This window comes from Paraburkholderia sp. J69-1 (assembly GCF_905220255.1).
GTDB lineage: Bacteria > Pseudomonadota > Gammaproteobacteria > Burkholderiales > Burkholderiaceae > Paraburkholderia.
In genome coordinates this window covers 1-23,457 of the sequence record NZ_CAJMZG010000033.1, presented here as the reverse complement: position 1 = coordinate 23,457, position 23,457 = coordinate 1, and the positions used below count along the sequence as shown (strand labels likewise).

Below are 23,457 nucleotides of genomic sequence, written 5' to 3'. Positions count from 1 at the left end.
CATTCTCTTATAGCTGATACTTCAAGAGCCGAAGATGCTGTCCTGCGGATCGAAAATCAACCGGTCCGCTTCAATTCGGTTGCGCAACCACAGTGCGAAATCACGCGCCGGTGCCGTCATCAAATCGCGGTCTGCATAGGCGAGCCGCACGCTCATGCTCGGCATCGGCTCTTTCACGTCGATACGGCGCATCGTGCCGTCATCGAAGAACTTCTGCAGAAATGGACTGGCCGCTTCGTTCCAGATCCCGATCGCGCCAAGCCGTCGCGCGAGTCCCATGTACATCATCGCCGAAGAACTACGTATGATCCGCTCCGGCATAGCCAATCCCTGCGATTCGAATAGCGTGGTCAGAAAGCTGTTGCTGTCGAGTATCAGATCGAAAGTCAGCCACGGCAGCTGTTGCAGCTCGGCAATCGTCAGTTCGACTGGACCCTTGTAGCGGTCGCTGATCGACAACATCATATTCGCCTGATATAGCATTTCGTTGCCGTACGGGAACACGTCGTTGTCGCTGAAATGCGTCAACACGCCAATGTCGATCGAGCCGTCGCGCAAACCTTCTTCGATCTGCTGTGTGCGCAGTTCGATGATCTTCAACTGCACGTTGGGTCGCGCGTTCGCAAACTCGGCGATGGTTTCGACAAGCGCGGCTGTCGCCGTCGGCGCCGTCAGGCCGATCGAAAGACGTCCATTGAAGATGCCGCGCGTCGCTTCCACATCTTCGTAGATGCGGCTGACTTCGCGATCGATTGCGCGCGCCCGCTTGATGATCTGAGTCGCGTAATCAGTGAGTGTGGCCCCGCGCGCCGTGCGAATCAACAGTGGAATACCGAGCTCACCTTCGAACTCGCGGATCGTACGGCTCACTGCTGGTTGCGTCAGGCAAAGCTTGCGCGACGCCTCCTGAATGCTGCCCGACTCCGCTACCGCTTGTAGCGCCTGAAGATGCTTCAGTTTCATTCGTCTCCGACAATCGATGAGCGGCGGCCTCGACTCGACAACGAGGGCGCCGCATTTGTATCAAGCTATAGAAAAAGAGCATAGCTCGACAAAAATCGCGGCGGGACGATTCGGCTGCCGATTGCGACGGTCGGAAGCAATTTATCCAACTGAAAGGCTACGGCCTGCGATCGGGGGTTTCACATCCGCAGGAATCGGGCTGACGTACTGCTCGCCGCGACGGCGCAATTCAAGCTCCTTCTGCGCTGCCTCGATCAGCGACGGATCTCGGAACAGATCGATTGCCGTCGATGCAATCGTTTTGGCTGCCAGCACCATGCCCTTGTGCGCGATCGAACTCTTGCCCTGCGAAACCCACTGCCACGAATGCATTGACGTCCCGAATGCGAAGCACGATGTCATGAACTGCGCGGTCGGCGTGACCCAACTGACGTCGCCGACATCGGTCGAGCCATGTATTGTCATAGCGGCGGCCGGCTCGAAGCGGTCGATCCGATCGAATATAGGCTTCGGGTTGCGCCATGCGTCGGTCAGCATGCGGCCTGCCATCTCGATCTCCTCGGGACGCGTCGTTCGCTGCATCGCGTCGGCGAACGAAAGGTCGGTGTTGTCATACGCAGGCGCGCCGAGCCGTTCCAGATTCCTGTGCATCAATTCATTGAGCGGCGTGTTCAGCAAAATGTTCGAGCATGCCGAGTCGAAACGCATGTCTACGCTGCAACCGGTCATCATCGCCGCACCTTTCGCAATGGCCTCGACACGCTCATACAGTTCGTTAACGAGCCGGTTTTGCGGCGCGCGAATCATGTAGAGCACTTCAGAGTTCGCCTGCACGACGTTCGGAGCGGTGCCGCCAGCGTTCGTGATCGCGTAGTGAATGCGGGCATCAGGCAGCATATGCTCTCGCAAGAAGTTGACGCCGACATTCATCAGCTCCAGCGCATCCAGCGCGCTGCGGCCAAGATGCGGCGATGCCCCCGCGTGCGCCGAAATACCGGTGAAGCGGAAATAGACTTGTTTCACGGCCAGCGCGTTGACATTCATGATAGCGTTCATAACGCCCGGGTGCCAGGTGAGCGCGGCATCGAGGTCGTCGAACAAGCCATCGCGCACCATGAAGGTTTTGCCGTAGCCGCCTTCTTCGGCGGGGCAACCATAGAAGCGCACGGTCCCCGGTAGCCCTTCGCGCTCGAGAAAATCTTTTATGGCGACGGCCGCGAAATGCGCGCTGGTTCCTAACAAATGATGTCCGCAGCCATGTCCGTTTCCGTTGAGAATCTCGCTCGATGTGCGACATTCGAGTAGTTGGCTCTCCTGGCTCAACCCCGACAGCGCGTCGAATTCGCCAAGTATGCCGATGACCGGGCCGCCGCATCCCGCTTCTGCAATGAACGCAGTCGGAATGTCGGCCACGCCGCGCGACACCGAAAAGCCCGCCTGCTCCAGATATTCGATGTGCGCGGCGGCTGAGTTGAACTCGGAAAAGCCGAGCTCGGCGTACTCCCAGATTCTGTCCGATAGCTGAATGTAGTGGTGAGCCTGCGTATCGATGAAGCGATCCGTGTTGGTCTGTTGCATCTTCTGCTGCATCTCTTGTGCTCCTTCATAGATTGTCGCTGTGTCGTGCCGCGTCATGGTTGGTATGTGCAGCGTTCGGTCGCGGGACGAAACCCGGTTAGAAATTCGTATACATGCCGAGCGTCACGCTTGTGACTGAATGCCCATCACCGACGAGCGTCGAACTGGATGTCGAATCGTAGTCGTAAGTGAGGTTTGACTTCGGCCCGTTTTTCACGAGACCGACGCGCGCATAGACCGCAGTACGTTTCGACAGAAAGTGATCGATCCCGAGCGTCGTGCCGTACGCGTAGTCCTGTTCGATAGTCGTGTCGCGGAAGCCAACCGATGCGCGTAACAGATTACCTCGCCACATCTTCTGCGCTCCGACGATATAGAGATTCGCAATGCCATCGCCCGCGCGTTTAGGGGCGGTGCGCAAATAGGCAGCCTGACCGACCACCGAACCGAAATCGTGAATCACGCTCGCGACGTAGTTGTCGGTACGCGTCGCTGCAGCAACACTCGGGGTTCCAGTGCAACTGCCGGAGACAGCGGGATCGCACCATGTCTGGCCGTAGGAGAGATACATCGATGATCCGAAGCCTGCATAGCTGATGGATGCGGTGCGTGCGTGCACAGCCGGTCCGATCGACTGATCCGATTTGAACGTGTAGCTGACGTCGGCCTGCAGCCCCCCGATTCGCGGCGTGGCATAGCGGATAGTATTGTTTAGCCGCGTGTAGCCATCGGTCGTCGCGCCAGCGCCGAGATCGGACGCACCCGCGAGATACGCGAACACCGCATCGTGTGCATTCACGTAGAACGAGTCGGCGCCTAGCACGGCCGTTCCAAGCGACGTGTATTGCCGACCCAGCGACAACTGGCCGTAGTCCGGATTGCTCAAGCCGACAAACGAACCTCGATTGAAGAACGAACTCGTGTCTTGCTCGGCTCCATTGTTCGCAGAAAAGCCCGACTCAAGCCGGAAGAATGCGGTCCATCGCCCCCCCAGATCCTCCTGCCCGTAAAAGCCGATCTTCGATGTCCACACATTACCGCTCTGTTCGCGAACGATCGACTTTCCCCCGGCGTTCACGTAATTGACGGCGAGATCGGCACTGCCATAGAGCGTGACGAAGCTCTGTCCCAATGCCACGCCGAAAGCCGCCGGACCAACTCCGATTGCGATCGGCGCCAGAACTGCCTGATACTGGCTTTTGACGGCATTTTCATCGAACGGGATACTGAGATCCTGCGCTTGCGAGCAAACCGGCAGACAACAGTAGAGCACCGCGATTGGCGCCAACAGCGTATTCTTCATGAGGTCAGATCGTGTGTAGTCGGGTGGCTCGGGGTGATCCACACGATCGTCGGTAGACGCTGTCGTATTGCGTGTGTGCGATGTGCGGAATTCACATGCACAGGTTCTCTTCCCAATATTGACCGGGCAAATCAAATTTTCTTGGGGGTATGCTGTTTTGTTATGACTGGTTGTCGCCGAGCGTTGTCTTTATTGGCAGAGTTGACACGCAGATAGTTCATTGGCTACATGATTGGCCGCGAAGCGAAGATTCGAACACGCGTTTCGCCGAACCTGCTTGGAGGATCTCCCGGAGGCGCGGGGGCAAATAGTCGGCTCAGTTGAGCCGCTTTATATAGATAGCTTGCTACTTGAATAGGAGGGCATTCTAGGCAGAGGGCGCTGCTGTGTCATTGAGCCGGAGATCGTAGAGACCGAATTGCCTCCGCGTATACGTTGCATGAACTCGATGCCTGAAATCGTCGCCGCGGAATTCCGAAACCATTTGACGCCGAGCACCACGCTTGTCCTCGATTTGATTTCTGGATGGTCCTTTCCGATCAAATTGTGCAGATACTTCGAGAAGCTGATTGTCGTGCTATCAGAAAACTGGCCATCGACCTTCATATCACGCGCGGACCGGGGCGTGGCATCATACTCATCGAGCGTAATTGTTTCCCGGGACCAACCCTGACGCTTGACGACGTCGCTGAAAAAGGCCCGATCTACCGCTCTGTACCGGTGCGTCCATTTGCCATGTATCTTCACGTAACTCTCGAGCTTTCAGCAGTTCGTGCTTTGCCAAAAACAGAATGGCTGGCGTGGATTCAATGAGGATGCTGTGCTGGAAATGGTCGCACTATGTCTGAAGTCAAGGCGTACCGCTTGCGCGCGCCGTGATCGCGCACGACGGTCAACCCGAGCCAGTTACGCCGGTATAGAGCGCACTACAAGCCGCAAATCCCGCACAATTCGCGAGGCCCAGATTCATTGACAATCGATGGCGCCTCGATCAAGACTCCTGGTCCGACGCTCAGAAGCGCCGGAATCGCAAATGCTTTACCGGCATTTGTTCCCGACATACTTACGCCAGTCCTGCCGTCGATACCGTCTGTGTCGGCACCGTTGATGGCGCTCACGCTGCATGTTCGGTTGCCAAACGGTGTCGAACTCGGCTTTTGCGAGGACGGCGTCGAAGAGATCGCGACGCACATCCAGGTGCTCGGAGACCTGGCTTGTTTCGGTTCGCCGAAGGTCGAAAGGTCTATCTGCACCGCCGTCTGGTTGATTCCCGCTACGGAATGAACAGCCTGTTGAATAACAGGGAGTGAAATGACACCGCCGCGGGGAACGCCATCACTCACGGAACGAAAAATCGACGTTATCAAGGAACAGCGCATCGGGATTAACCTCCGAAGCTCGCTGCAAGGCAGCCGCGCGCCTGCTCGCCCCTTCAAGGATAGGCAGAATTCGTGATACTTACTACTCTTCGAAAAACAGAATCAATGTTTCGTATTACTTATATTTAACGTATTAAGAATTATCAACCGAAAAATTATTTTTAGGGTCTGATGCTTTGTGTTTCCGATGGTGCTCACGAGAAGTTAGCAGCTGACTGTCGAGCGACTCGCGCCTATTTCGCGCGCGACAACTCAACGCTGCCACCCATTGTCGGCATGATCAGGACGTCGTGAGTCCTGTCGTAGCCGACGTTCATCGTTCCAAATCCCGTCGCAACCTGCATTACACCTTTTTCGTAAGTCGCAGGAACCGTGCTCGTCATGGGACCGGTAAAGCCATTCACGGTAGTGTCTTTGAGCAGGAAGCCGTCGCCGTTCTTGCTGATCTCGACGGTTTCTTTGGTCTTTTGATTCGCCCACTTTCCAACGAATTCTTCTCCCGCTGGCTTTCCACAAGCGCCTAATGCGGCCGATGCAGCAATGGCGATAAGGGCGCACGCTCGACGGTACATGAGGATCCCTTTCTTTTAGCGTTAGTAGTTAGATCTCGCTTCTTGCGAGTCACGAAATCATAAGACAAATCAGTTGAGGTCAGGGGTGGGCGAAGCGGGTCAAAGTGAACGTTGCATCTGCAGACTTCACGATCATGGCCTTTGCACAATCGCGGCGTGGCCATATACTGTACAAATATACAGTATCTAGGTGATCAAATGGCTGCGCTGCCGTTGCCTCGTGTGGAGGAAATCCATCCCGACCTGTGGCTCGCGTCTCAATTGGCTTCGCATGCCAACCGGACGGTGGCCAGCGGTCATCCCGCGCTCGACGCGGAGTTGCCTGGCAACGGATGGCCAGCAGGATCTTTGACGGAAGTTATGCATCCCCAGCCGGGATGCGGTGAGCTTCGCCTGCTCAAACGTGCGCTAGCTACTGTGTCTAGCCGCCCCGTCTTCGTGCTGCAACCACCGCACCGACTGCAACAGGTTGCGTTCTCGTGGTGTGGAATTTCGACAGAGAACGTGAATGTCGTGACGCCACGGACTGCCGCCGACGCCCTCTGGGCCGCGGAACAAATCCTTCGCGCTGGCACAGCGGGAGCGCTTCTTTTCTGGCAACAGCAAATACGTGCGGACTCGCTGCGCCGGCTTCATCTAGCGGCACAACGAGCCGAAACGTTGTTTTTTCTTTTCCGGCCAATGGCCGCGGCCAGCGCCACATCGCCCGCGCCGCTGCGCATTGGGCTAGAACCGCTGAGCACGGGATTAAACGTCTCATTCATCAAACGCCGGGGACCGCATCGGGACGCTCCCATTTTCGTTGCCCTGTCACCTTCCCCAGTCCTCCTGAACCGCAATGCATCACTGGATCGGCGTACATCTGCCGCGCCTGCCTATCGAGAGTCTTTGCCCGACCTGGCACACGCCGGTGTCTGACGATGGCGTCGTGGTGCTCGAAAAAGAGCGCGTACTGGCCATGGACACGAATGCCGTTGCGCGTGGCATCGTCACCGGGATGCGGCGCGGTGGCGTGCTAACGCTTGCGCCGCACGCCAGCGTTCGTGACCGGGATCTCGCAAGAGAACAGGAGACCCTGAGAGGGGCGGCATTCGCGCTGCTTCAGTTCACGCCCAACATCGTGATCGCGGACGAACACGTCGTGCTGGCCGACGTGACAGCGAGCGTGCGCCTGTTCGGCGGCCTGCGCGCACTTCGCCAGCAGATGCGTCGCGCGATCGCCCGGTTTGGCGTGACGTGCGTCACGTCAATTGCAACAACGGGAGAGGCCGCCTGGCTTCTTGCGCGCACTGGCGGTGGTGCAGCGCTGGCTGATCGTAGCCAGGGCCGCGCGCTGGCCCGCGTGCCAGTGACAGCAGTTCCCGCCGCGCGGCGATACGCAGAGTGGTTTGATGGTCTCGGCTGTACCACCCTGGCGGACATTATGCGTTTGCCGCGCGCGGGTCTTAAAAAGCGATGCGGCACTGCACTTCTCGACACAATCGATCGAGCAGTGGGCGTCGCGCCGGAGGTGCACGAATGGCTGGAGATGCCGCCGACATTCGAGGCCCGCATAGAGTTGCCGGACAGGATTGAGCACGTCGAGGCCACGCTCTTCGCTGCGCGCCGGATGACGCTCCAGATGACGGGGTGGCTCGCTGCGCGCCAACTTGCGGTGGCTCGCTTTGCCCTATTCCTTGAGCATGAGCGAGGACGCTGCGCTATTGCGCCGACTGAGGTTGAGATTGCGTTGGGCGAACCGACGTGGCACGAAGAACATCTCGTGCGATTGCTGAAGGAGCGACTCGCGCGAATCGAGCTCGCGGCACCCGTCATCGCACTGAGTCTGGAGGCGCGGGACGTGCGGCCTGCTGAAGCCCCCAGCGATTCGTTGTTTCCAGAACCTGGCGGGACGCCGCAGGATCACGCGCGGCTGATGGAGCTGCTCGTCGCACGCCTGGGTGCCGGGAACGTGCTGCGAGCCAGCCCCCTTGCCGATCATCGGCCTGAGAAAGCCGCTCGTTGGGTACCGACTTCCAGCGAAGTATCGCGCGATCGAATGTCTGTGCCTCGCGACCTGCCGCGTCCGGCCTGGCTTCTCGATGCCCCGATCCAGCTCATCATGCGAGGTCACCGCCCGTTCTACGGTACGCCCTTGCGTATGGTGTCTCCGGGCGAGCGGATCGAGTGCGGCTGGCAGGATGGCGAGACTGTCACGCGAGACTACTTCGTCGCCGAAGCAGAAAATAATTTGTTCTACTGGATATATCGGGAGCGCGTCGGCAGTCGCGACGAGCGCGAGCCACGATGGTTTCTCCACGGCCTTTTTGGATAGGTCATGGCAACGCCGGATGCTTTTGGCGCATTGCCCGCCTACGCGGAATTGCAGTGCGTCTCCAACTTCTCCTTTCTTCGCGGAGCATCGCACGCGGACGATCTGGCCGCGCGCGCGGCACAGCTTGGCTACACGGCGATTGCGATTACCGACGAGTGCTCACTCGCTGGCGTCGTGCGCGCGCACGTCGAGGCAAAAAAAGCGGGTATCCCGCTGATCGTTGGCAGTGAGTTCGGACTGACGAATGCAGACGGGTCCCAGGCCCTGCGCTTTACCGCGCTCGCGACCACGCGCGAAGGCTACGGCAATCTCAGCGAGCTGATCACGCTTGCGCGCATGAGGGCCGACAAGGGCACATATCGCCTTGCGACGCGCGACCTCGATCATCCTGAACCTGAACAGGCACACCTGCGAGAATTGCCGGGGTGCATCGTGATTCTCAGCCCGGAGTACCCTGCCGAAGAAGCGCGCACCGATGCGCAGGTCGAATGGATGGCCGCGACCTTTGGCGACCGCGCGCGCGTCGCGCTGACGCTGCACGCTTACGCGATGGACGACATCCATCGTGGCGTGATCGAGCAGGCAGCTGCGCGCCACGGCGTGCCAGTGGTGGCCACCGGCGCGCCCGTCATGCACGTGCGCTCTCGCAAGCCCTTGCAAGACGTGCTGACCGCGATACGCGTGGGCCGTGCGGTTGCCGACTGTGGCTACGATCTCGCGCCAAACGCTGAGCAGCATCTGCGTTCCCGGCTAAGGCTCGCTAATTTGTATCCCGCTGGTGCGCTTGCCGAAAGTGTGGCGATCGCGCGCCATTGCACGTTTTCGCTCGACGAACCGCGTTACGAGTATCCCGACGAACTGGTGCCGCAGGGATTCACGCCTGAGGCGTATCTACGGCAGGAGACCTACATTGGCGCGCACCGCAGGTGGCCCGCTGGCATTCCCCACAAAGTCCAGGCACAGATCGAGCACGAGCTCGCGCTCATATCGGACCTGAAGTACGAGCCGTACTTCCTGACCGTCTACGATATTGTGCGCTTCGCGCGCAACGAAGGCATTCTCTGCCAGGGGCGTGGGTCGGCGGCGAACTCCGCCGTCTGTTATGCACTTGGCGTGACCGAGGTCGATCCGGCGCGCTCCTCTATGCTTTTTGAGCGCTTCATCAGCAAGGAGCGTGGCGAGCCGCCAGACATCGACGTGGACTTCGAGCACCAGCGGCGTGAGGAGGTGGTGCAGTACATCTACCGCAAATATGGTCGTGACCGGGCCGCGCTGACGGCCGCGGTGACGACGTATCGTCCGCGCAGCGCGCTTCGCGAATCTGGCAAGGCGCTAGGGGTCGATCCTGCGATCGTCGACCGCGTGGCGAAGGCGCATCACTGGTTTGATTCGCGGGACGATCTGCTCGAACGTTTCTTGGAGGCAGGGCTCGACCCGGAGGCACCGATTATTGTGCAATGGGCGAACTTTGCTGCCCTGCTCCTCGGTTTCCCCCGGCATCTCTCGCAACATAGCGGCGGCTTCGTCATCAGTCGCGGAAAGCTCTCGCGTCTCGTGCCTATCGAGAATGCCGCAATGGCGGATCGCTCGATCATCCAGTGGGACAAGGACGATATCGAGGCGCTCGGTCTGCTGAAGATTGACGTACTTGCGCTGGGGATGCTGTCGGCGGTCCGCCGAGCGCTCGATCTGATTTCCGACAAACGGGGTGAGGTTTTCGAGCTCCAGGATATTCCGGCGGAGGATCCGGCGACCTACGAGATGATCTGCCGCGCCGACACCGTGGGCGTGTTCCAGATCGAATCACGGGCTCAGATGAGTATGCTCCCGCGCCTTCAGCCGCGATGCTTTTACGACCTCGTTGTCGAAGTGGCGATTGTGCGTCCCGGCCCGGTACAGGGAGGCATGGTGCATCCCTATCTGCGCCGCCGGCAGGGTATCGAGCCGGTCACTTTCCCGAGTGCGCAGATGGAACAGGCGCTCGCGCGTACGCTGGGCGTTCCGATCTTTCAGGAGCAGGTTATGCAGGTCGCCATGCTTGCGGCCGGCTTCTCCGCTGGCGAGGCGGATCAGCTGCGGCGGGCGATGGCTGCATGGCGGCGCAAGGGCGGCCTGGGCGTCTACTACGATCGCATCGTCAACGGAATGCTGGAGCGCGGCTACGAGCGCGAATTCGCGGAGCAGATCTTCGCCCAGATTCAGGGCTTCGGCGAATACGGCTTCCCGGAAAGCCACGCCGCCAGCTTCGCCCTGTTGGTCTACGCAAGTGCCTGGCTGAAATGCCATGAGCCTACAGTCTTCGCGTGTGCGCTTCTGAACAGTCAGCCGATGGGCTTCTACTCCCCCTCCCAGCTCGTTCAGGACGCGAAGCGCCACGGCGTGCGGGTGCTCCCGGTCGACGTGACGATCAGCAACTGGGACAGCAGCATTGAAGGGCTGACAACGCAGGACCCACTTCGCCTGGGCATGTCGCTCGTACGTGGCCTGAAAGAAGAGTCGGCGGCCCGAATCGAGATGGCTCGCGCTGTGCGCCCATTCAGGGATGTCTCCGACCTGGCACGTCGCGCGCGGCTTGATCGTCGCGATCTCGAAGTACTCGCCGCAGCCAACGCGTTGTGCTCGCTTGCCGGCGAGCGTCGCGCGGCGCTATGGCAAGCCGTCGCCGCGGTACCAGACCGTGATCTGCTTCGTGACGCGTCGGATGACGATCAGACGCCAGCGCTCGCACCCATGACGGAAGGCCAGGAGATCGTCAGCGACTATCGTGCTATTGGGCTCACCCTAGGGAGGCACCCGCTGGCGCTGCTGCGGCCGAAACTCGCGGAAATGCGCCTCGTCGCTTCGGGGGACCTGATGCGCTATCGTAATGGTCAGCTCGCCCGCGCCTGCGGGATCGTTACCGTCCGGCAACGACCGGGCACGGCGAACGGTGTGATGTTTATGACGCTCGAGGATGAAAGCGGGAGCGTCAATATCATTGTGTGGGAATCGGTGCTGGAGCGGTTTCGGCGCGAAGCACTCGGCTCTGCCCTGCTCGCTGTCTACGGCGTCTGGCAGCGCCAGGGCGAGGTGCGCCATCTCGTTGCGAATCGGCTCGTCGACATGAGCACGCTGCTCGGCGAGCTTAGGACCGTGAGTCGCGATTTTTGCTGAGGGGACATAAATGGATATCCGTGTAGGGACGGCGTCGTGGACTGATCCCACGCTCATCAAGAGCAAGCGGTTTTACCCGCCTGGATGCAGCAGCGCGGAGGCGCGCCTGCGGTTCTACGCGAGCCAGTTCCCGCTCGTCGAGGTCGACTCCAGCTATTACTCGATGCCGAGTGCAAGCAATTCTGCGCTCTGGGTCGATCGAACGCCAGCTGGCTTCACGTTCAACATCAAAGCTTTCCGCCTCTTTACCGGCCACCAGACCCCTCGGGATATGTTTCCCAAGGACATGCAGCCTGCGCTGCCCCAAAACGGCAAGAAAAACCTCTACTACAAGGACATCCCGGAGGACATTCGCAGCGAGCTCTGGCGCCGATACTTCGAAGCGATTGCTCCGCTTGCCATTGCGGGGAAACTGGGCGCTGTCCACTTCCAGTTCGCCCCGTGGATTACGTCCGGGCCGGAGGGTCGCGCGCACGTCGAGCACTGCGCCGATGTCGCTGATAGCCGCGTTTTAATGGCCGTCGAGTTCAGGAACAAAAGCTGGTTCGACACCGCACACGCCCCATCGACGCTTGCGTTAGAGCGTGATCGCAGACTCATCAATGTCATCGTTGATGAGCCACAGGGGAGCGCCAACAGCATACCCGCTGTCTGGGAGATCACGAATCCAGAGTTGGCCGTCGTGCGGCTGCATGGCCGGAACCATGAGACCTGGAATATCAAGGAAGCGACGGCCGCGAGTGATCGCTTCAACTATGACTATCACAACGATGAGTTGTCCGATTTATCGTCACGAATTCTTGAAGTGGCGGGTGTTGTTGCGCGAACGCATGTCGTTTTCAACAACAACTATGAAGACCAGGGCCAGCGCAACGCCAGAACGCTTATGGGAATTCTCGGCGGGCAAGATGGGCACCTGCCGCGTGCGTAAATGGGTTTCTGACGGGTCGACTTGTCGGAGTCGAGCGATGCAATCGATTGAAGAAAATTTCGTGGCCAACCTCGGCATGCTGCTGCGCGATCTGCCCCGTGGCCAGGTGGCCAGATTAAGCGAGTTCGTTGTCGCATGGTGGAACGCGGGACAGGTCGTCTTTGCGTACCTGCGTGACGACAACCCGGACATCATCGAGGAGGAGTTTGACCTGGCGGATGTCGTCTGGAGCGATTGGGAGAACGACTTCCTCGGGTGGCTCCAGGCGCCCTCTTTCGAGGGCCGTGCCGAGATCATGCCGTGGCTTGGCGCCAGCACGCGTGGGTCGGCCACCCAGCCCGGTTAGCCGCGATCAACGGCCCGTTCTCCGAACGTGATCGCTGTCGTCTCCCGGGTCGCGCCACCGCGACAGAATTCGTGCCAACGATACCTGTTTTGATGCGTGTTTTGCCACCTTCATCAAACAGTCTTGGATTCAGAATGACGGGATAAGGCCCTCTATCTAGAGGCGCGATGCGCGAATCGAAGATTCGCCTTCAAGGCATATGTACTCCTATTCAGTATATTTCACATGACCGAATGTAACCACGACTGGCTTAACGCGCCGTCCGATGCGTTTCGGCAATGGCAAAAGCTTGAAGCCACCGGCGCGACCGGAAGGTCGTTCTCCGATCGCTCGATCGTTCAGCACTCGGCGATGTTCGAGCGTTTTCTGCGCTTCCTCGCAATGCGTGGGACCAACGTTGCTCACTTTGGGGAGGACCAGTTCGCCGCCTTCCTCGAAGATCTGGCAGGTGATTGCCGCGCCGGGACGAGCACAGTGCTGCGCTATGCGAAGCTCATTGATCGCATATGTCGGCATCTGGTCGGTGTTGGCCTGCGTACCGACAATCCGGCGGCCATTCGCGCTCGCGTGAGTCCGTGGCCGACAAAAGAGCCAGTGCCGGCGTATCTCAACGAGAGCGCGGATATACGTCTGCAGGCGGCGCTGCAAGGCGGTCTTCGGACGGATGCTAGAACCACGCGCAACCGGGCCGCGGTCGCTTTGCTCCTTGCGACCGGCATAACGTCGGCTGAAGTCCGGCGGGCACGGCGTGAGCACGTGATCGCAACGGGAAACAGACTTCGTTTCGTCGTTGCCGCGCACGGCGCACGCGCGGAGCGTATTGTGCCGATCGCTCCGTTCGCCTCGGACCTACTGGATGACTGGCTACAAGACAGTGCGGCGCCGGGCGACGAGTTGTTGTTTCCATTGCGCGGGCCAGGCGGGTCGTTGTCTGAAGAGACGCTCTGGCGCGCGGTTCGGGAAGCGTTAGATGCACAAGGCCATGGTGGGGGCGACACGAGCCCCCGCGTGCTTCGCAATACGTTCGGTCGCAGGTTGCTGATCGCAGGGCGCTCCAACGACGAGGTGAGCCGCTTGATGGGACTCACCAGCCAACGCACGGTTGTGCGTCTACGCGCTACGCTTCCAGTGTCGGGCGAGAGCTTGACTTTGGCGACGGCTCCGTAACCTGGATTGACCGCCTACCTTGAGCGGTGAGTCCACCAGGAGCCTTTTATGTCGTATCGAAGCCCCCTACAGCTGATCGTCGTCCCGGACGAGACAGGTCGGCCGAATGCAATGCTATATCGCGTCGCCTTCACACAACAGCAGCCTTGGCTCGCTATTGTCGAGCTGCGGCAGTGCGACACCAGCTTTGTGAATCCAGTCACCTCCGCGGCCGCGCGCGACCAGGTGCTCAACCGCTTACTGGATCACGATTTACGCGGCCTGCTCCTCGACGTGGTCAGACTCGTGGCCACTGATCAAACGGGCTCGTTTGAATATGCAATTACCCCGGATATCCACGATTACATGCAGCGGGGGAATCGGTACAGCGCGTCCCCTGAGCGCGCACGGCGAGGGCGACTCGTCGAGCGCATCGAGATTGACTCAGAAAATCTCATTGCCGGCCGCGTGCGCGTAGACACGGTCCACGCGAAGGCGACAGCACTTGCGGAGGAGATCAAAGCCGCGCTGGTCTGACGCCGTCGATCCCTGCGGTGAGCCGCACGCTGGATGTGCCATAGCCAGGTAACTACCGCGACCTCTCGGGGCCGCGGTCTCAGTTCACCGCCGTATGCTCGCGAACCCGTTTCACAATCTCACGATTACCGCCGGCGTTACCCGCGCCTCGATATAGCGCTTGAAGTTTCCAGGAGAAACGTGGACAGGCATGGAATTCCTCTCAATTAACCATGCGGTGACGTTTGTAGATGTTCAAAACGGGTCACCGAAGCGCGCTGATACTTGCATGAATAGCATCGAGAGCGCTGTGCCGTTTAAAGCCCGCTCGGGCGCATCCACGGGCAAGGCCGCACGCACACCCTCAGTATTCACCACCGGAGCGCTGCAAAGTAGCGTTGCAAGCATGCGGGCTTCACGCCCGGCGGGCGTTTCCACTCGATGACCGGCTCGATAGGCAGCGATCACGTCGGCGCGGAAATGAGCCGGATAAGCCCGTAGCTTGGTCGCATATTCGCCGTCGATTGCGTCGATCATCCTGATAATTGCGGAGTCGCCGCTAGCAAGAATTCGCTCGACGAATTCCTGAATGTTAGCGTCGTTGGACATGTTTTCTCTGCTTCGGACACGCGAAAGATATTCGCTCTCCGGGTATTGATTTTCCGTTTTCCGTTGAGTCAGTCTTGAATCAGGAATCGCTCGCGCGATTGCCCTTTGATCCAGAGTGGCTCGCGGCCCATGCCACTCCACGTTGCACCGGAATCTGGATCACGATACTTTGCAGGCTTGGGTCCCAGCTTCGGTCCTCGCTTACCTTTTGGTTGAGCAAACACTTGTTCGGGCGTCAACGAATACTCGGCAATGATCGCGCGGACTTTTTCGATCGCGTCAACGATCTCCTTGTCTTTCGCCGCTTCGATTTGCTTTTCCAGCGCCTCGCGTTGCTTCAGAAGTTCACGGTAACTTGCCACTCTTTTCCTCCAATTGGTGTGTTTTCCGGCGCGCGATCACGTCATACGCCCGCGCAGATTCGACTCAGTGTGGGCGAGCTTGCGCATCAGGTCTCGCTTCTCATCAACGACAGCAGCGAACGCTTTGTCGTTGCCATCGAACTCGTTTGCTGCATCGAGCAACGCCTGTTGTACATCCGACGCCAGCTCGCTGGCAATTGTGCAGTTATTCATGGAGGCGTTATTCCGCTTTTGAGTGCTGCTAGGGTGACATCAAATGTCATATATCGTCCACTCCAAGCTGCGCGGAAGACCTTCCCCGCGATAAAATGCTTCGAATGCGGTTAGTACAGACTCGATTTCATGTACGAGCGAGCCATCATCGCCTGGGACAACTGCAAAATAATGAGTATATGAGCCGTTGGGCTCCGTGTTTCGCCACTCGATACGCCACGCCACCCCAGCCCCAGGCACGAAGGCTGTCTGTACGTACGACCTCGCATGGAGCCGCTCGAGGATGCAGTAGGTACCGACACCGTCATCAGTTACTCCAACGCATGCGTGCACGCCCGCTCGCACTAGCCACCAAGGAGGATCGAGTCGCTCCCAATTTGGCGTGATAAGCCTCAGCGCAGGTGAAGACGTTGGACGAGAAACGGTTTCGCCGATCTCGGACAACTGCTCAGCGAACGCTCTAGATGTGTCAGTTCCGATGCCGACCATTGCCGTTTTCCGATCAGTTGGCTTGACGTTTCTTTTTGGCGAAGAACGACACGCCAAAGAGCTTCAAAAGCCTATCTGCTGTCGAGAGTAAGATGGCCGCACACAACACAATTGCGGCACCGTTCACGAGTTGATAAATCCGGTGATTCTGCGCGTTCGACATAGAAGTTTTCTTGTCTTGGAATACGGACACTTCAGGCGGTGGCGCGATATAAATCGAAAAACTCCGGCGACAGCTGTATTTGAACCTGCGGCGAACCGTCAGGGAACAAAACGAGGCCAAGCACCGTGCATGTGATCTGACCTGCTGCGGCAGTCACGGGGCGCTGCGTCTCAGCCAGCGATTGCAGGCGCTGTCTTGCGACAGTTTCGTTTCCCCCGGCGACATGCACTACAAGGCCACGCGGTAGATCCGTCACCTTTCCGTGCATAATCTCGGATGCCCCCCCGACGAGTCCGTTAAAAAAATCCCGATCAGGGCCGATTACTCCAGCCGTGTCGAGTACACGGAACAAACGTCCCAAGTCCATATAAATCTCCATTAAATTTGCCGCTTACGCAGCGGTGAAAAGGTTAAGCAGGTTTTCGATCTAGGTATCAACGTTGGGTCAAACGAGCGACCTCAGTCACTGCGGACAGTGTATTCCGAGCAGCTGTCCAGTAGCCCTGTGATCGCGCACCGTGCACGAAAAATCGACTTCATGCAGGAAAGAATTGCAGGCGCGGCTCTGATCTTATTCCGCCGAGTGCACCAGCTTTAATTAAGTTAGTGATTTCGCCGGATGTCTATTGATGCAATTGCCGGAATTGGTCCGACTTTATTTGCCCCAGTGCGCTGTGCGGCCGGACCGAGCTGTAGTCGATCCACCATGCCTCGATGCGCTTGCGTTCGTCGTCCATGTTGACGAACGCGCGTTGATTCAGACATTCCTCGCCCAGTCGTCCGTTGAAGCTCTCGATATGCGCATTCTCTACCGGGTTGCCAGGCCGGATGAACTGCAATCGCGCACCGTGCTTGCATGCCCATGCGCCAGAGCTTGGCTCAAGAATTCTGGCCCGTTATCGACCTGTATCAGCGTCGGGAAACGCCCATGGAGCCTCAACTTCTTCGGCACGCGGACAACCCGTGCACCAACGAGACTCGCACGCTGCAACCACGCAAATGGTTAGAGGCGCTCTACAAGTTTCGCGGCGATGCGCCTGACTACGCTCCACTGAGGATGATTCAGCGCTGTGACTGCATCGCCCTGATAAGCGCTCTCGGGGAGTTCCTTCAACGCATCAACTAATGCGCGAATCTCATCCAGTACTTCATCTCCCAGCTTGCCGTCCGACGATTCGACGAGCGCATCACCAAAATCAATTGCGTCTTGCCTAAGTTCCCAGGGCACGTTGCCCCCTCCCACCCGTTCGCATTGCCCTTCAACGTCCAAGATGAGCACTTGCAACGTCTCCCGGAAGTACAGCATGCCGGTGGACCAGTCATCATCTTGCAGAGAATGATCGTAAATAGACATAATTTATCTCAATAAGCTGGGGTCGGGATCAAGAACAATGTGAGACCCACCCCGGCCTTGCTCCACCAGGGAAGACCAGGCGATGTAGGTGTTTGCGCTGGCGGCATATTCTCCGGCTGAGACGGCATGGGATTTCCAGGGTGTGAGAGGTGGCGCCGCTTCTTCGGACAGGGTCCCGAGATTTTTAAGTGGAACGTCCGGGGCGATCATGCTGCCGATTTGATCGCTGGCAGCGTCGCGAAGTATGCCTCATCGGGCGTCTGATCCGCCAGGCTCGAATGAGGACGTTTGCGGTTGTACAACTCAATGTATTGGCCAATGGAGCGCCGGGCGTGGCTGACCGACTCGTAGGCTCTCAAATAAATCTCTTCGTACTTGATGCTGCGCCACACGCGCTCGACGAACACGTTGTCGCGCCAGGCGCCTTTGCCGTCCATCGACAGCTGGATGCTTCGGCCCAGCACCGCCTCGGTGAAGGCTCCCGCCGTGAACTGGCTACCCTGATCCGTGTTCACGATGTCGGGGTGCCCATAGCGGGCGAACGCTTCTTCCAGTGCGTCAACGGCATGCACGGCCTCCAGCGTGATCGCCACGCGGTGCGCGAGGATCTTGCGGCTGGCCCAGTCCACCACCGCCGTCAGATACACAAAGCCGCGCGCCATCGGGATATAGGTCGTGTCGAGCGCCCAGGCCTGATTTGCCCGGTCGATCTTCAGGCCGCGCAGCAAGTACGGCCAGATCTTGTGCTTCGCGTTGCGTCGACTCGTGTTCGGCTTGCAGTACAGCGCCTCCACACCCATGCGCTTCATGAGCGTACGCACGCGGCGACGGCCGACTTCGTGACCCTCCCGCCGCAACAGGCGCGCCAGCATCCGCGCACCGGCAAATGGGAACTCCAGATGCAGTTCGTCGATTCGGCGCATCAACCGCTGGTCGTCGTCGCTGAGCGGCCGCGCCCGGTAATACGCGCTCGATCTCGCGATACCAACAAGCCGGACTTGCTGCGACACCGGCAACGCATGGCCACGGTCAATCATCGCTTTGCGCTCAGCAATCCCGCCTTGGTGAGCGCACCGCTTAAAAAATCATTTTCCAGGCTGAGTTGGCCGATCTTGGCGTGCAGGGTCTTCACGTCCACCGGTGGCTCGCTCGACACCGGGCCGGCCGCACCGAACACGTCAGCCGCACGCTCCTGCAACTGCCGTTTCCATTCCGTGATCTGGTTCGGATGCACATCGAACTGCTGCGCCAGTTCGGCCAGCGTGCGCTCGCCCTTGACTGCCGCCAGGGCCACTTTCGCTTTGAATGCCGCTGAGTGCGTGCGTCGGGTTCGTTTCGTCATTTTCTCGGTTCCTTTGCCTGCATTATCGCTGGCTCAGGCCCCGATCATTCCACTTATCCCGCTGTCCGATTTTGCGCGGCCACCTCTGTGCTTCGTCCGGAGTTATCGGATTACCATTCAAATCATAGCGAACCCACGAAGAGTTAGGCGACTTTGCCTTCCAATAGCTATCGTTCGCGCCTGCGGGGCCGCCGTTTTTCCCGTCTGGAACGTACCGGCAGATGTCTCTACCGCCGGTTTTCGGAGGCCCGTAAAATGTACCCGGCTTCTGCCCACTCCCCGCTGGGTTCCAAGGTCCGCCAGGAATATTCGATGGCGGAGTTTGCCCGCTATATGAAGCCAGACCATCGGGGTCAACATATGAGAGCGGATTACCTTTCGCGTAGGCATAAAGGTTCATCCCGCCCGACTCTAGAATGGGATCTCTTGACAACCAACGCCCAACAACTGGGTCGTACGCGCGGAAGGCCGCCAGATATAGTCCGCTTTCTTGGTCGTTTATCAGACTGGCATAGCTAAAATCCGTAACTTGAGCAGTAGTCTCTAACTGATTACCATTGGGATCATAGGAGTAAGCCGGAGCACTGTTCGAACTTGTGAATGCTCTACGGACGCTGTTCAGTTGATCGACTCCGTAGTAGATCGGAGTTCCTGCGACCAGTTCTCCCTCCGCATAATAGCCGCGACGCACTGCGCCGTTTGAGTTCATTGATTCGCATAGGGAGAGCCCGCACCAAATGTACAACGTCGTTGCAGAACTGCCCCCTCCTGCTGGAGTACTAGTTATCGCGACGCGCCGTCCTATTCCGTCGTAACTGAAAGCTGTGATTTTGCCACTCTGCCCGGGATAGCCGACGCCGATCAATCGATTTTCTGCATCCCAAGTGTAAGTGCGTTGACCATCGGAAAGAAGATTGCCATTCGCATCCCAAGACAAGGACTGGCCCGACAGAGTCGTGAGTTGGTTGAGATTGTTATAGGTAGCGTTCTGTGACGTTGGCGTGGGTGTAGGAACTTTTCCCGAATCTTCAGTCTCCGACACCGACGTAATGAAATTCTCAGGTGTGGTTGTGTACCGGTAATTGCTTGTCTGTCCCGATGAAAGACCAACTGTGTCGATGCCAGCCAAACGCCGATCGCCCACGTTAGCAAGATAACTCCAACTAGTAGAAACCGTCGAACCGACAAGCGAACGGTTAGCAAGCTGGTGGGTTTGCCCCAAGTATGTAAAGTTAAAAGTACCAAGTGCACTTGCATGACTGATCAGGCGGTCGATTTTGTCGTAGCCAAAAGTTTCTGTGGCTATGCCGCTGACCGTGCGGCTGGTAAGGCGACCGACCGCATCGTAGGCATAGACAATCGAAGCGCCTGGCAGTGAATTCGTTTCCTGCTGCATCTGCAAGGCGCCGAGGGATCCCACCGGCACATACGAATAGGTCGTCGTCCCGGTGCCATCTATCATCGACGAGACACGCCTGAAATAAGGATCATAGGTAAAGCTAACGTTAGGGGTCGGATTAACCGCGTTCAGGTAGGTGATCGCGGTGGGCAAGTCATCTTTAGCGTACGTATATTGCTTAACCTGCCCGAGCGCGTCGGTAATCGATTTCACTCGACTCGTCGTCGTTTCATAAGCGGACGCGACTGCACTGTTATCGGGATAAGTCTTGGTCAGCAACCGCCCCTGAACGTCATAGGCCCATTGCGTTACGTTGCTCTTTGGATCCGTCAGCGCTGTCAATCTGCCCGACGGATCGTAAGCATATTGCGTTAGCTGACCTGCCGGATCGGCAACTGAGATTCGGCGACGATCAGCATCGTACGCATAGGTCCAAGTCCGACCCAGACGGTCGGTGTGTGTGATCTGGTCGAGATTCTGGTATGTGTTGCTCTCGCTCGTGCCATCGGGATAAGTAACGCGAGTAATCCGATCGAAAGCGTCATAGCGATATGAGACTGTCCAGCCCTCAGAGTCGGCGGCCGTCGCAATCCGATCAAAAGCGTCATATGTATAGCTCGCTGCGACGGCGCCATTCGCATTGATAACCGCAACTAGGTCACCACGGGTACTGTACTGATATTGTGTCTGCTGAGCCAACGGATTGGTCAATGAGATAACCTGGCCAGCTGTGTTGTAGGTGATAGAAGAGGTTTGCCCGGCCGCGTCAGTGGACAGAACAGGTAGATGCTGGACGTTGTATGCAAACTGGGCCAGCGTTGTCTGAAAACCAAATCCAGTGCCTTGCGCGATTGCAGCCAGATCAACGTGGTTGGCATAAGCGTAGCCGGTCGTTCGACCCACAGGATCGACAGCCAAAGTCGGCTTGTACGAGCCCATGGTGTCATACGCATATTGACGAAGCTGCGTGCTTCCGTCGTCCAATACCCGACCCGCCATCGTAGGTATGTTATAGCTCCCCGTGAAGATGGAGGAACTCTGGCCTGAATAGTTAAACCAAATCCGGTTCTCCAACGGCTGTTTAACACTCTCCGGTACTGTCGATTTGATGCTGCTGTTGGCGACGTGGAGGTAGTGCGTATCGCGTGCCTTCGTATAGTCACAACCGCCGGACACTGTACAACCTGCAGCAACATAGGCCGCAGGATCCCAGTAGAAGCTGTCTCTATATGTCAGATACTGATTGGTCGTGGACATGCCGGTAGGCACCGTTGCGGCAGGGTCACTGTCCGAGATTGGCGCTGGCTCCAGCCATTCGACGCGTCGATGGAAGCCCATTGGGTCCGTAATATCGGCAAAGCGTGGTGCGCCGCTGGTTCCGGGTGCCGTATATGCAAACGTCGAAGTGCCGTAAGGCGTGGTGAGGCTGCTGATCAGCCCGTTTGAGTCATAGGTAAAGCCAGACGTAATGCCGAGAACGTCAGTGATCGAGACAAGGCGTCCGTTGGAGTCATACGCAAGCGTGGCAGAGCGACCGAACGGATCCGTGATTTTTGTGACAAGCCACTGCGTTGACGTAGTAATCCCGTATGCGAAGCCGGTGGTCCGGCCCACGGCGTCGGTCAGCCCGACCAGACGATTCTGGCCATCGTAATTGAGGTTGACCGCGTTACCCTGCGGGTCGATTTTCTGGGTCAAGAACACACGACGCGGATATGCAAGGGCACCGTCGGACTGACTGAATACCTCGATGCTGCCGTCTTGTTTCAATCGCTTGTAGACGACAGGCGACGTCGATGTGAGAGCCAAAACAGAACCGTCATCGCTATCGGGAGAAAATGTCTGGGACGAGCTGTTGTACCCCGAATAGGAATACGCGCCGCCACCCGGCAAAAAGCGCGAAACGCTGCCACCGGGGTTCGTTGGGTCATCGGTGACGTAGGAGAGCCAGTTCAACGTCCACTTGGGGCTCACATTGAAAAAGTTAAAGTTGGCTGGTTGACTGTCCTCACGCTGGTTGTAAGTCAAGGTCACCATCGCCGCCGGCCCAATCGGCGGAGCATATCCGACAGGCGTATCAGACAGTGTGATACCAACAGTTGACTCTCGAATCGCAGCGCCGCACATACCACAGTTAGGATCGCTACCACCGACGGCTTGGTCGCGCGCGCCGCTTGCTCCAGCCTGAGTTCCGCTCGTCTGCCCCTTTCCACGGATTTCTGCCATTTCGGAGGCAGAGGCCGTCGTCCAAACGCTTGAGCCCGGTAGGGTTGCGGCTACCAGAAAATAGCCGCTAGACTCACTGTCAAGCCCGTCCTGTGTCACCCAAAGTTCGCCGCCGGGGAACGCCGGATCTTCAATCCGAAAGCGGCCGTTAGCCTGTGCAGTCACTGTACCGTAATGGCCCAACTTCCAGTGAATCACTGATGGAATCGGTACAGGCTGCCCCTCCTGACGCTTTACGACTTTGGCGTCGAAACCTTTGGATCCGGCCAGTCTGATGAGATCGGCCATGCTCAAGCCCTGCGGCCCAACCGGCGCAAACGGAAGCAACGCGCTGCTCTTGTCATCGGGAGTGAGCGTCTGGATCAGATAGCGCAGCGCAGTCGGACCACAATTGTAGAGATGCGCCTTGTCACGTCCAACTAAGGCAAGAGTATCGCGGACTGTCTGGATCGACTCAGTTGCCGAGCCGGTGACCGGGCGATCCCCGATGTCGTTCAGCAATGCCTTTGCTGCGCCAAGCTGACCAAGTGCGACATAGAGCCTGGAGAGCTCTCCCACCGCTCGATCCACCACCGCCCGAGCTTGCGGCTCATTCGACTTGCGACCGAGCTCCCATGCACCTTTCCACTTGGCGATTGCAATCGAAAAATGGCCATCATGAAGCGCGGAAAGACCTTGATTGGTCAGAATTGATGCAGCCCATCCCGACTTCGGATACTGCGCAAGAAATGTGTTAAGAGCTGACGCATGGTCGCGGTCCGAGGAAGAAATCGCGTTCGCAAGCGATTGATCCTCGTCTGCGGCGGTCGGTGCAGTTGCTACGAGAGGCTCAGCAAAATGAGCGGATGTGAGCGCTTCAGGAAGAGTCACCGCCTCACCAGATGGCGACGCTGCAAGACAGCTCAACAGAAGAAAAAAACCAACCAGTCGAGTCGGCACCCCCATTCTTCCCCCGTCCATTCCAGATGGATTTAATTTTTGAAGATCCGGCCTTACAGTCCAATACTTATCGTGGCTGTTCTATCTCGGTCGATATCTCTATCGCATACTTAGCAATCTTAATTCATGTTTTTGTCATAAAAACATAAGGCCGTTGCAC

The 23,457-nt window shown here is 58.2% G+C and carries 21 protein-coding genes; 8 read left to right on the top strand and 13 right to left on the bottom strand.

The features are described 5' to 3' along the window. Positions 1 to 21: 21 nt before the first annotated feature. From U5A67_RS37710 to U5A67_RS40820, 4 genes are all read right to left on the bottom strand, one after another. The gene (locus U5A67_RS37710) at positions 22 to 963 is read right to left on the bottom strand and encodes a LysR family transcriptional regulator (protein WP_321818404.1); all 942 of its coding nucleotides are present in this window, start codon (positions 961 to 963) and stop codon (positions 22 to 24) included. A gap of 141 nt (positions 964 to 1,104) precedes the next feature. After that, positions 1,105 to 2,553, bottom strand: a complete 1,449-nt coding sequence (locus tag U5A67_RS37705; protein ID WP_321818403.1) for a M20 family metallopeptidase — start codon at positions 2,551 to 2,553, stop codon at positions 1,105 to 1,107. 85 nt (positions 2,554 to 2,638) lie between these two features. Continuing rightward, positions 2,639 to 3,886, bottom strand: coding sequence for a porin (locus tag U5A67_RS37700; RefSeq protein ID WP_321818402.1), 1,248 nt, complete (start codon positions 3,884 to 3,886; stop codon positions 2,639 to 2,641). A gap of 288 nt (positions 3,887 to 4,174) precedes the next feature. Then, the gene (locus tag U5A67_RS40820) at positions 4,175 to 4,591 is read right to left on the bottom strand and encodes a DDE-type integrase/transposase/recombinase (protein ID WP_415768227.1); all 417 of its coding nucleotides are present in this window, start codon (positions 4,589 to 4,591) and stop codon (positions 4,175 to 4,177) included. A 360-nt stretch (positions 4,592 to 4,951) separates the two neighbouring features. On the opposite strand from U5A67_RS40820, the gene U5A67_RS37690 reads away from it, so the two are divergent. Next, on the top strand, positions 4,952 to 5,128 hold the full coding sequence (locus U5A67_RS37690; protein WP_321818400.1) for a hypothetical protein: 177 nt from the start codon (positions 4,952 to 4,954) through the stop codon (positions 5,126 to 5,128). Between the two features lie 328 nt (positions 5,129 to 5,456). Here the strand turns inward: U5A67_RS37690 and U5A67_RS37685 are convergent, their stop codons facing one another. Further along, on the bottom strand, positions 5,457 to 5,795 hold the full coding sequence (locus U5A67_RS37685; protein WP_321818399.1) for a hypothetical protein: 339 nt from the start codon (positions 5,793 to 5,795) through the stop codon (positions 5,457 to 5,459). A 198-nt stretch (positions 5,796 to 5,993) separates the two neighbouring features. Here U5A67_RS37685 and imuA point away from each other — a divergent pair, with 198 nt between their 5' ends. The 7 genes from imuA to U5A67_RS37650 all read left to right on the top strand — a co-directional run bounded on the left by imuA (position 5,994) and on the right by U5A67_RS37650 (position 14,222). Then, positions 5,994 to 6,713 (top strand): translesion DNA synthesis-associated protein ImuA, encoded by a 720-nt coding sequence (gene imuA / locus U5A67_RS37680; RefSeq protein WP_321818398.1) that lies wholly within the window; start codon positions 5,994 to 5,996, stop codon positions 6,711 to 6,713. Further along, positions 6,634 to 8,109 carry a DNA polymerase Y family protein gene (locus U5A67_RS37675; RefSeq protein WP_321818397.1) on the top strand — a complete coding sequence of 492 codons (1,476 nt, stop codon included), beginning with the start codon at positions 6,634 to 6,636 and terminating at the stop codon, positions 8,107 to 8,109. The genes imuA and U5A67_RS37675 overlap by 80 nt, the downstream gene beginning before the upstream one ends. A 3-nt stretch (positions 8,110 to 8,112) precedes the next feature. After that, positions 8,113 to 11,262, top strand: a complete 3,150-nt coding sequence (locus tag U5A67_RS37670) for an error-prone DNA polymerase (RefSeq protein ID WP_321818396.1) — start codon at positions 8,113 to 8,115, stop codon at positions 11,260 to 11,262. A gap of 10 nt (positions 11,263 to 11,272) precedes the next feature. After that, positions 11,273 to 12,193, top strand: a complete 921-nt coding sequence (locus tag U5A67_RS37665) for a DUF72 domain-containing protein (protein ID WP_321818395.1) — start codon at positions 11,273 to 11,275, stop codon at positions 12,191 to 12,193. A gap of 37 nt (positions 12,194 to 12,230) precedes the next feature. Next, entirely contained in the window at positions 12,231 to 12,539 is a 309-nt protein-coding gene (locus U5A67_RS37660) for a hypothetical protein (protein WP_321818394.1), read from the top strand. Between the two features lie 225 nt (positions 12,540 to 12,764). After that, positions 12,765 to 13,706 (top strand): site-specific integrase, encoded by a 942-nt coding sequence (locus tag U5A67_RS37655; protein ID WP_321818393.1) that lies wholly within the window; start codon positions 12,765 to 12,767, stop codon positions 13,704 to 13,706. Positions 13,707 to 13,754: 48 nt separating this feature from the next. Further along, on the top strand, positions 13,755 to 14,222 hold the full coding sequence (locus U5A67_RS37650; RefSeq protein WP_321818392.1) for a hypothetical protein: 468 nt from the start codon (positions 13,755 to 13,757) through the stop codon (positions 14,220 to 14,222). Positions 14,223 to 14,456: 234 nt separating this feature from the next. Here the strand turns inward: U5A67_RS37650 and U5A67_RS37645 are convergent, their stop codons facing one another. From U5A67_RS37645 to U5A67_RS37610, 8 genes are all read right to left on the bottom strand, one after another. Further along, positions 14,457 to 14,810 carry a hypothetical protein gene (locus tag U5A67_RS37645; protein ID WP_321818391.1) on the bottom strand — a complete coding sequence of 118 codons (354 nt, stop codon included), beginning with the start codon at positions 14,808 to 14,810 and terminating at the stop codon, positions 14,457 to 14,459. Between the two features lie 68 nt (positions 14,811 to 14,878). Next, a complete protein-coding gene (locus tag U5A67_RS37640; RefSeq protein WP_321818390.1) occupies positions 14,879 to 15,172 on the bottom strand; it encodes an H-NS histone family protein in 294 nt (97 codons plus the stop codon). 36 nt (positions 15,173 to 15,208) lie between these two features. Next, positions 15,209 to 15,385: a hypothetical protein gene (locus U5A67_RS37635; protein WP_321818389.1), complete on the bottom strand. Its 177-nt coding sequence runs from the start codon at positions 15,383 to 15,385 to the stop codon at positions 15,209 to 15,211. Between the two features lie 683 nt (positions 15,386 to 16,068). Then, the gene (locus U5A67_RS37630; RefSeq protein ID WP_321959809.1) at positions 16,069 to 16,404 is read right to left on the bottom strand and encodes a hypothetical protein; all 336 of its coding nucleotides are present in this window, start codon (positions 16,402 to 16,404) and stop codon (positions 16,069 to 16,071) included. Positions 16,405 to 16,660: 256 nt separating this feature from the next. Beyond that, entirely contained in the window at positions 16,661 to 16,876 is a 216-nt protein-coding gene (locus U5A67_RS37625) for a transposase (RefSeq protein WP_321818387.1), read from the bottom strand. Positions 16,877 to 17,040: 164 nt separating this feature from the next. Further along, positions 17,041 to 17,391 carry a hypothetical protein gene (locus U5A67_RS37620; protein WP_321818386.1) on the bottom strand — a complete coding sequence of 117 codons (351 nt, stop codon included), beginning with the start codon at positions 17,389 to 17,391 and terminating at the stop codon, positions 17,041 to 17,043. A gap of 206 nt (positions 17,392 to 17,597) precedes the next feature. Further along, positions 17,598 to 18,733, bottom strand: a protein-coding gene (locus U5A67_RS37615) for an IS3 family transposase (protein ID WP_415768221.1) whose coding sequence is annotated in 2 segments (ribosomal slippage) — positions 17,598 to 18,469 and positions 18,469 to 18,733 — 1,137 coding nt in all. Because the reading frame shifts where the segments join, the coding sequence is not laid out codon by codon here. A 22-nt stretch (positions 18,734 to 18,755) separates the two neighbouring features. Next, a complete protein-coding gene (locus U5A67_RS37610; RefSeq protein WP_321818384.1) occupies positions 18,756 to 23,303 on the bottom strand; it encodes an RHS repeat-associated core domain-containing protein in 4,548 nt (1,515 codons plus the stop codon). Positions 23,304 to 23,457: the final 154 nt, after the last annotated feature.